Source organism: Halioglobus sp. D3-4 (genome assembly GCF_055809315.1).
The window spans coordinates 5,094,796-5,106,006 of record NZ_CM147907.1; the positions used below are offsets into that span (position 1 = coordinate 5,094,796).

General features: G+C 56.2%; 9 protein-coding genes. 7 read left to right on the top strand and 2 right to left on the bottom strand.

Annotation, left to right across the window (positions count from 1 at the left end):
* Nucleotides 1-15: 15 nt before the first annotated feature.
* Entirely contained in the window at nucleotides 16-2,601 is a 2,586-nt protein-coding gene (gene clpB, locus AC0L6S_RS22485; RefSeq protein ID WP_473426353.1) for an ATP-dependent chaperone ClpB, read from the top strand.
* 68 nt (nucleotides 2,602-2,669) lie between these two features.
* Here clpB and AC0L6S_RS22490 read toward each other — a convergent pair whose 3' ends face one another.
* Entirely contained in the window at nucleotides 2,670-3,125 is a 456-nt protein-coding gene (locus AC0L6S_RS22490; protein ID WP_473426355.1) for a DUF4124 domain-containing protein, read from the bottom strand.
* A gap of 481 nt (nucleotides 3,126-3,606) precedes the next feature.
* Between AC0L6S_RS22490 and AC0L6S_RS22495 the strand changes: the two genes are divergently transcribed.
* Nucleotides 3,607-5,352, top strand: coding sequence for an acetolactate synthase 3 large subunit (locus AC0L6S_RS22495; RefSeq protein ID WP_473426356.1), 1,746 nt, complete (start codon nucleotides 3,607-3,609; stop codon nucleotides 5,350-5,352).
* Nucleotide 5,353: 1 nt separating this feature from the next.
* Entirely contained in the window at nucleotides 5,354-5,845 is a 492-nt protein-coding gene (ilvN, locus tag AC0L6S_RS22500) for an acetolactate synthase small subunit (protein WP_473426357.1), read from the top strand.
* 133 nt (nucleotides 5,846-5,978) lie between these two features.
* Here the strand turns inward: ilvN and ilvC are convergent, their stop codons facing one another.
* The gene (ilvC, locus tag AC0L6S_RS22505; protein WP_473426358.1) at nucleotides 5,979-7,451 is read right to left on the bottom strand and encodes a ketol-acid reductoisomerase; all 1,473 of its coding nucleotides are present in this window, start codon (nucleotides 7,449-7,451) and stop codon (nucleotides 5,979-5,981) included.
* Between the two features lie 119 nt (nucleotides 7,452-7,570).
* On the opposite strand from ilvC, the gene ilvY reads away from it, so the two are divergent.
* The 4 genes from ilvY to AC0L6S_RS22525 all read left to right on the top strand — a co-directional run bounded on the left by ilvY (nucleotide 7,571) and on the right by AC0L6S_RS22525 (nucleotide 11,054).
* Nucleotides 7,571-8,479: an HTH-type transcriptional activator IlvY gene (gene ilvY, locus AC0L6S_RS22510; RefSeq protein WP_473426359.1), complete on the top strand. Its 909-nt coding sequence runs from the start codon at nucleotides 7,571-7,573 to the stop codon at nucleotides 8,477-8,479.
* Nucleotides 8,480-8,515: 36 nt separating this feature from the next.
* Complete coding sequence (gene pssA, locus AC0L6S_RS22515) at nucleotides 8,516-9,379, top strand: CDP-diacylglycerol--serine O-phosphatidyltransferase (RefSeq protein ID WP_473426360.1); 864 nt, start codon at nucleotides 8,516-8,518, stop codon at nucleotides 9,377-9,379.
* 86 nt (nucleotides 9,380-9,465) lie between these two features.
* Complete coding sequence (gene msrP / locus AC0L6S_RS22520) at nucleotides 9,466-10,452, top strand: protein-methionine-sulfoxide reductase catalytic subunit MsrP (protein ID WP_473426361.1); 987 nt, start codon at nucleotides 9,466-9,468, stop codon at nucleotides 10,450-10,452.
* Nucleotides 10,453-10,454: 2 nt separating this feature from the next.
* Nucleotides 10,455-11,054, top strand: a complete 600-nt coding sequence (locus AC0L6S_RS22525) for a protein-methionine-sulfoxide reductase heme-binding subunit MsrQ (RefSeq protein WP_473426362.1) — start codon at nucleotides 10,455-10,457, stop codon at nucleotides 11,052-11,054.
* Nucleotides 11,055-11,211 lie beyond the last annotated feature (157 nt).

Genomic DNA, 11,211 nt, shown 5'->3' on the forward strand with positions numbered 1-11,211 from the left:
TGAGGAGAATCACGAATGAGAATGGATAAATTAACCAACCAGTTGCAAACCGCTCTGGCTGATGCTCAGTCGCTGGCACTGGGTAAAGATCACAATTTTATAGAGCCGGTGCATCTGTTGAGTGCCTTGCTGGAGCAGCGTGGAGGTGCGTGTAAACCGTTGTTGCAGAAAGCGGGTGCGGATGTTGCCGCGCTGCAGGCGAGTACCAATGCCGCGATTGCAGCATTGCCAACCGTATCGGGTACGCAGGGCGACATTCATATGTCGAACGATCTCAGCCGTATCCTGAATGTCACGGACAAGCTGGCGCAGCAGGGTGGCGACACTTATATTTCCAGTGAGCTTGTGCTGCTGGCGATGTTGGAGAGCAAAACATCCGCAGGCGAAATACTCAAAGCCAGCGGTGTGCAAGCGCTGAATCTTAAAGCGGCAATCGAGACAATGCGCGGAGGAGATGCTGTGGACAACCCGGAGGCGGAGGAATCCCGTCAGGCGCTGGAAAAATACACGATTGATCTTACCGAGCGGGCAGAGCAGGGCAAGCTCGATCCGGTGATTGGTCGCGACGACGAGATTCGCCGCACTATTCAGGTATTGCAGCGCCGCACCAAGAATAATCCGGTACTGATTGGCGAGCCCGGCGTGGGTAAAACCGCGATCATCGAGGGTCTTGCACAGCGCGTGGTCAACGGCGAGGTGCCGGAAACAATGCGCAACAAGCGCGTACTGTCGCTGGACCTCGGTGCGCTGTTGGCCGGTGCCAAGTTCCGGGGAGATTTTGAGGAGCGCCTCAAAGCGGTGCTCAACGAACTCGCCAAGCAGGAGGGTCGCATCATCCTGTTTATCGATGAACTGCATACCATGGTCGGCGCTGGTAAAGCCGAGGGTTCCATGGATGCCGGCAATATGCTCAAGCCGGCGTTGGCGCGCGGCGAGTTGCACTGCGTTGGTGCCACAACCCTGAATGAATATCGTCAGCACGTGGAAAAAGACGCGGCGCTGGAACGTCGCTTTCAGAAAGTGTTGGTGGATGAGCCCAATGAGGAAGACACCATCGCCATCCTGCGCGGCTTGAAGGAGCGCTACGAAGTACATCACGGTGTGGATATCACCGACAGCGCGATCATCGCGGCAGCGCGGTTGTCGCAGCGCTACATCACTGATCGCCAGCTGCCCGATAAGGCCATCGACCTGGTCGATGAGGCCGCCAGTCGTATCCGCATGGAAATAGACTCCAAGCCGGAGGTGATGGACAAACTGGAGCGCCGACTGATCCAGCTTAAGATTGAGCGTGAGGCGGTGAAAAAAGACAGCGACCCGGCTGCGAAAAAGCAGGTGGAAATGCTGGATACGGAGATTGAAAAAGTTGAGCGGGAGTTTTCCGATCTCGAGGAAATCTGGAAGGGTGAGAAAGCCTCCGTGCAGGGTGCGGCGCAGATCAAGAGTGATCTGGAGCAGGTAAAACTGGACCTGGAAGCGGCGCGACGCGCAGGTGATCTCACGCGTATGTCAGAGCTCCAGTACGGGCGGATCCCCGAGTTGGAAAAACAGCTGGAGGTGGCGCAGGAGTCGGAAACTACCGATACCGTGCTGCTGCGTAACAAGGTGACCGATGAAGAGATTGCCGAAGTCGTTTCGCGCTGGACAGGCATACCTGTCTCGAAAATGATGGAGGGCGACCGTGAAAAACTGTTGCGTATGGAGGATGCGCTGCGTGAACGCGTGGTGGGTCAGGACGAGGCGATTACCGCCGTGTCCAACGCTGTGCGCCGTTCCCGAGCCGGCCTTTCCGATCCGAAACGCCCCAATGGTTCGTTCCTGTTCCTTGGGCCAACCGGTGTTGGGAAAACCGAGCTGTGCAAAGCGCTCGCTGACTTCATGTTCGACAGTGATGATGCGATGGTGCGCATCGATATGTCGGAGTTCATGGAGAAGCATTCCGTGGCACGGCTTATTGGTGCCCCCCCGGGTTATGTTGGGTATGAAGAGGGCGGCTATCTGACCGAAGCCGTGCGGCGCAGACCCTATTCCCTGCTGCTGCTCGATGAAGTAGAGAAAGCTCACCCGGATGTGTTCAATATCCTGTTGCAGGTGCTGGAAGACGGCAGGCTGACGGACGGCCAGGGACGCACAGTGGATTTTCGCAACACGGTGATCGTGATGACGTCCAACCTCGGCTCCCACCTGATTCAGGAAATGGCGGGGAATGACGATTACGAGGCGATGAAAGCAGCGGTGATGGAGGTTGTCGGTACACACTTCCGCCCCGAGTTTATCAACCGTGTCGATGAGTCAGTGGTGTTCCATCCGCTGCGTGAGGAGCAGATTCGCGGCATAGCCGTGATACAACTGCGAGACCTGCAGGACAGGCTGGCTGAGCGTGAACTAGAGCTGGAAATCAGTGATGCCTTCATGGCACGCCTGGTATCAGTTGGATTCGATCCGGTTTACGGCGCCAGGCCGTTGAAGCGAGCGATCCAGAAGGAACTGGAAAATCCGCTGGCGCAGCGACTGTTAGCCGGTGAGTTCCAGCCTGGCGAGGTGATACTGGCCGACGTTCAGGGTGCGGACACTGTGTTCAGCCGACAAAGCAAGTCGTGATTGTTGAGCATCGTAGCAGCAACCGACTGCGATAATCTGACCGCCAGTTGAGTGTATTCAACTGGCGGTTAGTCGCAGTTGACCTCGATGGAATCCTTCGCTTTTTTGCGCTGGATAGCTCTGTCTTCCTCGGAGAGGAAGTACACCTCACCGTTCTCGTCGCGCATTTGAATTCTGACATTCATATTCAGCGTTTCGAGGTTCTCTCGGGCGCGCTGGCAATATTCCGGGTTCTTCTCGATTTTGGGCGGGCTGGCATCCACCGGATCGAATTCATTTGAGGGGCTGGGTTTGACTTGCAGTGGCACAGCGCCTTCCTCGGCATCGACCGGACGCACCATGCTGGAATTGGTGGAAATCACCTCATAGTCGACCCCCTTGGGTGGCGGGCGATCACTGTTCACGGGGTTGCCGCGATCATCGGTCCAGCGGTACACAACCTGCCCGGCCTGGGCAAGTGGACCGGCAAGTATCATGACAGCCAAGGCCAGAGTGGATGCTCGGGCGAGTGATATGCGCTTCAAAGTAGTGTCCCCACAGTCAAATAGAGCTGCCGCAAAAATACCCCACATCCCCGCTTCTGGCAATGTGACTAATGCCTCATTGTACTGGGTGACCAGCCCCTTGCGGTTGACTTGGACGCCCCACAAGCGCGACAATACGCGCGTCTTGCATATGGCAACGGCTAACGTCGAGTACCCTCGGCCTCTGGCTCACTGCTTCAATCCCATTATTTGTTGCAACCGTATGTAAGTCCCGTATTCAATCTGTGCCGCATCGGCCGGGTTGAGGGCCAGACACTGCGCTACCCCGCAGGGCGACCGATACACAGGCAGTTCGTGATCGTATTCCCCGTGTGGAAGATTGCGAGCGGTGTATTGAGCTTTTAGGGGGTGGTGTGGCTTGGAAATACCTGTTCAGGTATTTCTTCCAGCGATATCCACACATGACTTTGGAATGTCTCGGCGAGGGTTACGCGTCGGACGTTTTTAGTGGAGAAAAACTGTGGAGTTGTTATCCGGCGGTGAAATGATCGCCCGCGCACTCGAAGATGAAGGTGTTGAATACATCTTTGGCTATCCAGGTGGCGCGGTTCTGCATATTTACGATGCGCTTTTCAAGGACTGTAAAGTTCCCCATGTACTGGTGCGCCACGAGCAGGCTGCTACCCATGCTGCCGATGGCTATGCCAGGGCGACTGGCAAGCCCGGTGTGGTGCTGGTGACATCCGGTCCCGGCGCAACCAATGCGGTCACCGGAATTGCGACAGCCTACATGGACTCGATCCCGATGGTAGTACTTTCCGGCCAGGTGCAGAGCCACCTGATCGGTGAAGATGCGTTCCAGGAAACGGATATGATCGGGATCTCTCGCCCCATCGTAAAACACAGTTTTATGGTGAAGCGCACCGAAGACCTGCCCGCGATTATCAGGAAGGCCTTCCATATCGCCTCCAGCGGTCGGCCCGGTCCTGTGGTTATCGATATTCCCAAGGATCTCACGCGGCCCGATGAGACGTTTGAATACCATTATCCCAAAACGGTCAAAATGCGCTCCTATTCGCCGGCGCAGCGCGGTCATACCGGGCAGATAAAGAAAGCGGCCAAGTTGTTGCTGGCTGCCAAGCGCCCCGTTATTTATAGCGGTGGTGGGGTGATACTCGGCGAGGCCAGCGATCTGTTGACACAGCTGGCGCGCAGGTTGAACTACCCGGTAACCAACACGCTGATGGGGCTTGGTGGATATCCCGGCAGTGATCGCCAGTTTCTGGGCATGCTGGGTATGCACGGGTTCTACGAAGCCAATATGGCCATGCACCACAGTGACTGTATTCTGGCTGTGGGTGCCCGCTTCGACGATCGCGTGACCAATACCGTATCCAAGTTCTGTCCCGGTGCGAAGGTGATTCACATCGATGTGGATCCTGCGTCCATTTCCAAGACCGTGATGGCGGATATCCCCATCGTGGGGCCTGTGCAGTCAGTGTTGACCGAATTGCTGGCACAGATTGAGTTGTTAACTGAGAAAGACAGCAGTATTCCGGATCAAGCGGCGCTGGATCGTTGGTGGAAGCAGATCGACGAGTGGCGAGCAGCGCACGGATTGTATGCCGGGCGACGCTACGACGAGAGCGATATGATCATGCCGCAACAGGTGATCGAGAGCCTGTATCGCGCCACCAGGGGCGATGCCTATGTCACCTCAGATGTTGGTCAGCACCAGATGTTTGCCGCACAGTACTATCGGTTTGATAAACCCCGACGGTGGATTAACTCAGGCGGTCTGGGAACCATGGGTTTCGGCTTGCCCGCTGCCATGGGTGTGAAGCTGGCATTTCCGGACAGCGACGTTGCCTGTGTGACAGGAGAAGGCAGTATCCAGATGAATATTCAGGAACTGTCCACCTGCAAGCAATACAACACACCGGTGAAGATCATCAACTTGCGAAACAACTATCTCGGTATGGTGAAGCAGTGGCAGGACATGCAGTATGAAGGTCGTTATGCGATGAGTACCTACGAGGACTCGCTGCCCGATTTTATCAAACTGGTCGAGTCCTATGGGCATGTTGGAATCCAGGTAACAAAACTCGAGGAGCTCGACGGTGCCATGGAGGCGGCGTTCGCGATGAAAGACAGGCTGGTATTCCTGGATATTTTCATAGATCCAATGGAACACGTTTATCCGATGCATATCGCGCCCAATGGCTCGATGAAGGATATGTGGCTCAGCAAGAACGAGAGGACCTGACATGCGACGCATTATTTCTATGTTGATGGAGAATGAGCCCGGCGCGTTATCACGCGTGGTCGGATTGTTTTCGCAGCGCGGGTACAACATCGAGACGCTGAATGTGGCTCCCACAGACGATCCCACGTTGTCTCGCCTCACGTTGACCACGGTAGAGAACGATCTGCGCATCGAGCAACTTACCAAGCAGCTCAATAAGCTGGTCGATGTCGTGAAGCTGGCCGATCTGACCGAGGGCGCCCACGTGGAGCGGGACCTGATGTTGATCAAGGTAAGGGCCACCGGCGCAGCGCGTGAAGAGGTCAAGCGCACGACCGATATTTTCCGCGGGCAGATTGTGGATGTCGGCCCGACGGTCTACACCATCCAGCTCACCGGAACGAGTGATAAACTCGATTCGTTTGTGGCGGCGATGGCGGGTGCAGAGATACTTGAGGTGGTGCGTTCAGGTGTTGCCGGCATTTCGCGCGGTGAAAAGGTGCTCAGCCTCTAGGCAGTGTTTTTCTAGCGCAAGCTATTTCGAGGTTTGCGCGAACATCAAAGCATCTCGGCGAGTCGCCGATTTGTAGATGTGAGCAATAAAAAAGGGGCCATAGGCCCCTTTTTTACATCGTGCACAAAGTGACTTAAACGATACGCTTCATCGCAGTCATGTAACCGCGCAGTTTTTTACCGACAGTCTCCACCGGGTGGCTGCGAATCGCTTCGTTGACGGCAATCAGTTCGACATTGTCGACGCCGTTATCGCCCTCAATACCTTTGCCGATCACATCGGTGTCGATCTTGCTCATGAAATCTGCCAGCAGCGGACGGCAGGCGTGATCGAAAAGGTAACATCCGTATTCAGCAGTGTCGGAAATAACCACATTCATTTCGTACAGCTTCTTACGCGCAATCGTGTTGGCGATCAGCGGCGTTTCGTGCAGTGACTCATAGTAAGCTGATTCGGCAATGATGCCGGCCGATACCATCACCTCGAACGCGAGCTCAACGCCGGCCTTGATCATCGCAACCAACAGTATCCCGTGATCGTAAAACTCCTGCTCGGTAATTTCCGCGCTGGTGTTTTCTGATTTTTCAAACGCAGTTTCTGCGGTCGCGGCGCGCCATTTCAGCAGGTTGGCGTCATCGTTTGCCCAGTCTTCCATCATGGTGCTGGAGAATTCGCCGGTCATGATGTCGTCCTGGTGCTTTTCATACAGCGGACGCATGATGCTCTTAAGTTCCTCGGCCAGGTGGAAGGCGCGCACTTTGGCAGGGTTGGACAGTCGGTCCATCATATTGGTGATGCCGCCGTGTTTCAGGCCCTCTGTCACTGTCTCCCAGCCGTACTGGATCAGCTTGGAGGCGTAGCCGGGCTCAATGCCTTTCTCTACCATTTTGTCGAAACAGAGAATCGCACCGGTCTGGAGCATGCCGCAGAGGATTGTCTGCTCGCCCATCAGGTCGGATTTCACTTCAGCGATAAAGGACGATTGCAGAACGCCGGCGCGATGACCGCCGGTGCCGGCAGCGTAGGCTTTGGCCAGTTCCAGACCGTCGCCGTTGGGATCGTTCTCTGTGTGTACCGCAATCAGTGTCGGTACGCCGAAGCCGCGCTTGTATTCCTCGCGCACTTCAGTGCCGGGACACTTGGGGGCGACCATGATAACGGTGATATCGTCGCGAATTTTCATGCCTTCCTCGACGATGTTGAAGCCGTGGGAATAGGACAGGCATGCGCCCTTTTTCATCAGTGGCATCACGGCATTCACAACGCTGGTGTGTTGCTTGTCCGGTGTCAGGTTCAGCACCATATCGGCCTCGGGGATCAGTTCCTCGTAGGTGCCCACGGTGAAGCCGTTCTCGGTGGCGTTTTTCCAGGACTGGCGCTTGCCCGAGATGGCGCCCTCGCGCAGTGCGTAGGAGACATCCAGCCCGCTGTCGCGCAGGTTCAGCCCCTGGTTCAGACCCTGTGAGCCACAACCAACGATAACCAGTTTCTTGCCGCGCAGCATATCGACGCCATCGGCGAATTCAGAGCGGTCCATAAAACGGCATCTGCCGAGTTGATCGAGCTGCAGGCGCAGCGGCAAGGTGTTGAAATAGTTGTGTCCCATGACAAAGGTCCTCGGGTGAATGGTTGCGGGTGGGGGCGAACAATACGGCATTTAATTTCTTGCGTAAAACGCTATATAGTTAATACTGTGTTGCGTATTTTGCAATAAAGGTACTCTTTATGGACATCCGGGCCCTGTCGGTCTTCCTCAGTGTCTCCGAAACGCTTAATTTCAGCCGCAGTGGCGAGCTGCTGCATATGAGTGTCTCCGCGGTGAGCCGGACGGTGCAGCGCATTGAAGAAGAACTCGGTCAGCCGTTGCTGGAGCGGGACAATCGCAGTGTCCGCTTGACGAGTGCAGGCCGTGAGTTTCGCGAGTACGCCCGCCATTCCCTCGCTGAGTGGCAGCAATTGCGGCGCAAGCTGGGCAATGAGGATGAATTGGCGGGGGAAGTTAGCCTGTACTGCTCGGTGACGGCGACCTACAGCGTGCTGGCGCCCATATTGGAGGCGTTTCGGGCCACGCACCCCGCGGTCGAAATCAACATGCATACTGGTGACCAGGCCGATGGTATCGGCAGGATTCTGGAGGGTAGGGATGATGTCGCTGTGAGTGGGCGCCCCAGCCAGATGCCCAGACGCATGGAGTTTCTGCCACTGTTAGAGTCCCCGCTGCAATTCTGTGTCCCCGCTGCGGACTGTGCGGTGCGCGATATGGTGGAGGCAGCAGATACGAGCAGCGGTGATATCGATTGGAGTGGTATACCGTTTATCGTGCCGGAGCGCGGCATTACCAAGGAGATGCTGGACACCTGGTTTCGGGAGCAGGGCATTCGTCCGCGTATTTATGCGCAAGTGGCGGGGCATGAGGCAATTGTGGCGATGGTCAGCCTCGGCTTGGGTGTGGGAATCGCACCGCAGTTGGTAATTGAAGCCAGCGGAATGACGTCGCGTGTCAGGCAGGTGGCTGTGCGCGATGGCCTGCCGCCATTGGTGGTTGGGTTGTGCAGCCTGCGGCAGCGATTGGCCAGCCCTCTGCTAAAATCCTTCTGGGACGTCGCGGGGCAGACCTACGGTTCCAGTGTTTGATACCATACGCCGCTAACTGACACAGTGGAAAACAGCATGGGCGCAAAAGACGACAAAACCGGACAGCAAACTGATGCCGGTGCAGTTGAGCAGGATTCAGCCAGCGGAACCGTTGCCCCGCGTCTGGACCTGTTGGTCGACGAGCACGAGGAGGAGGTCTCGGAGAATGGACGGACCGTTCGCCACCGGGGTATCTATCTGCTGCCGAACCTGTTCACAACGGCAGCATTATTTGCTGGGTTCTACGCCATTATCTCCGCCATGCGCGGCGATTTTGAGAATGCCGCAATAGCGATTTTCATTGCGATGTTGCTGGATGGCCTCGATGGCCGTATCGCGCGCCTCACCAACACCTCAAGTAAATTTGGGGAAGAGTTCGACAGTCTGTCGGATATGGTGTCATTTGGCGTTGCGCCAGCGCTGGTGGTTTTCAGCTGGGCGCTTGGAGATCTGGGCAAGTTCGGCTGGAGTACCGCTTTTATCTATGTCGCGTGTGCAGCGCTGCGACTGGCGCGTTTCAATACCCAGATTAATACGGCAGACAAAAACTACTTTACGGGGCTGGCCAGTCCGGCCGCGGCGGCGATTCTGGCCAGCGCCGTCTGGGTTTGCCACGACATTGGGCTGGTCGGAGGCGACCTGCCGCGCGAGCTGTCCGTTTTTGTAGGGATTCTCACCGCGACTGTCGGCTTCCTGATGATTGCCAATTTCCCTTACTATAGCTTTAAGGGTATCGATTTCCGTGGCCGCGTGCCGTTTGTCGTGATGATTGCGGTAGTGCTGGTGTTTGGCCTCATCACACTCGATCCACCGAGTATCCTGCTGGTCGCCTTTCTCGCCTATGCGCTGTCCGGACCAGTTATGCAGATTCTCAAGCGTCGCAAGCACCTTCAGGATTAATACTCAGTTCGGGCGGCGCCGCACGGAACCAATTGCCGGTTTGCCGTTCTGAACAAGAGAATGCACTGTCAAGCGGATGCGAGCCCATGAGCCAGCGTTTTGTAGTACCCGCCATAGCGTCATCTGAAATCACACCTGAATCTGTGTACCTGAAACGCCGGGACTTTATGCGGGCGGCCGGCCTGGCGGCCCTTCCGCTATTCGCCAGTGGTTCAGGTCTTGCGTCCGCTGATGTTGCCACTGGCGGTGAGCCGCTGGTTTATAGTGAACCGACCTCAAGCGCTGGCGGGTTTAGCACCACGGAAAAAGCGACACCGTATTCAGATGTGACCGCCTACGGAAACTTTTACGAATTTGGCACCGACAAAGGCGATCCGGCGCGCTACGCGCATGAAATGACGGTAGACCCGTGGTCGCTGGAAGTTGATGGTGCCGTAAACAAGCCCGGCACACTGCATCTGGAGGACATTCTTTCAGGGTTCGATTTACAGGAGCGTATCTACCGCCTGCGCTGTGTGGAAGCATGGTCTATGGTTGTTCCCTGGGTGGGTTTTTCGCTGGCTGATTTGCTCAGCCGGTTTGAGCCGAAAAACGAGGCAAAGTATGTGGAGTTCCAGACTTTGTATCGCCCTCGCGAGATGCCGGGAACCCGTTCGTTTACCAGTACGATAGACTGGCCCTACACTGAGGGGCTGCGCATGGACGAAGCGATGCATCCCCTGAGCCTGATGGCAGTGGGGCTCTATGGTAAAACACTGCCCAATCAGAACGGTGCGCCTATCCGCCTTGTGGTGCCGTGGAAATACGGCTTCAAAAGTATCAAGTCGATTGTGCGGATTCGCCTGACAGAAAAGCGACCAAAGACGACCTGGGAAACACTGGCGCCGCGGGAGTACGGGTTCTATGCCAACGTGAACCCCAATGTCGATCACCCGCGATGGAGTCAGGCCTCCGAGCGAAGACTGCCGTCGACGCTGTTCCGCCCCAATCGAATCCCTACGCAGATGTTTAATGGCTATGGCGAACAGGTGGCCAGCCTCTACAAAGGGATGGACCTGGCGCGGAACTATTGAGTATGTGGCGATTCACCAGCGCGGCTGTTATCGCACTGTCCCTGCTACCGTTTATCTGGATCGTGTACTCGGCCGCTGCCGGCCACCTCGGGCCGGACCCGGCTGAAGCGTTGATGCACTCTACCGGCGAATGGTCACTGCGCTTGTTGGCATTGTGTCTGTTGGTCTCGCCGCTGCGGGCATGGACAGGGTGGTCGGGTGTTATGAAGCAGCGCCGCACGCTGGGGCTGTTCGCCTTTTTCTACGGCTGCATACACTTTGCGTCCTTTCTGCAGTTTTATATTGGCTGGCATGCCGCTGCACTGGGCGAAGAGTTGGCGGAACGCCCCTACATCGCGCTCGGGTTTATCGCATGGTTACTCATGTTGCCGTTGGCCGTGACGTCCACCCGCAGTATGCAACGCCGGCTGCGTGGCAACTGGGCGAGACTGCATAGGCTGGTCTACCCCGCAGCAGTGCTAGCCTGTTTGCATCTACTGTGGCAGGCGCGGTCTGATGTGGGGGAGGCGCTGTTCTATCTTGCAATATTCGGTGTATTGCTGGCTTGGCGCATACGGCGATACCGTTTGAAATCCAGGCCAGGGACCGCAGCGCAAACCTGAAATTGATCAGTCTTTGTACACCTGATGTAGCCATATTCTGGCTAAGTTTTAAGCAGTAAAACGGCCTGTTGAAATAACTTTGAAATATTTCAACGAAAACCCTTGCAGGGGGTTCCGCTATACGTATAATGCGCTTCCCCGATGAGGCAACCCTCAC

What these genes read in the sequence shown, in the direction of transcription:
- clpB (WP_473426353.1), top strand. Translation starts at nt 16, where the DNA reads ATGAGAATGGATAAATTAACCAACCAGTTGCAAACCGCTCTGGCTGAT.
- pssA (WP_473426360.1), top strand. Translation starts at nt 8,516, where the DNA reads ATGGGCGCAAAAGACGACAAAACCGGACAGCAAACTGATGCCGGTGCA.
- AC0L6S_RS22525 (WP_473426362.1), top strand. Translation starts at nt 10,455, where the DNA reads ATGTGGCGATTCACCAGCGCGGCTGTTATCGCACTGTCCCTGCTACCG.
- ilvC (WP_473426358.1), bottom strand. Translation starts at nt 7,451, where the DNA reads ATGGGACACAACTATTTCAACACCTTGCCGCTGCGCCTGCAGCTCGAT.
- msrP (WP_473426361.1), top strand. Translation starts at nt 9,466, where the DNA reads ATGAGCCAGCGTTTTGTAGTACCCGCCATAGCGTCATCTGAAATCACA.
- ilvY (WP_473426359.1), top strand. Translation starts at nt 7,571, where the DNA reads ATGGACATCCGGGCCCTGTCGGTCTTCCTCAGTGTCTCCGAAACGCTT.
- ilvN (WP_473426357.1), top strand. Translation starts at nt 5,354, where the DNA reads ATGCGACGCATTATTTCTATGTTGATGGAGAATGAGCCCGGCGCGTTA.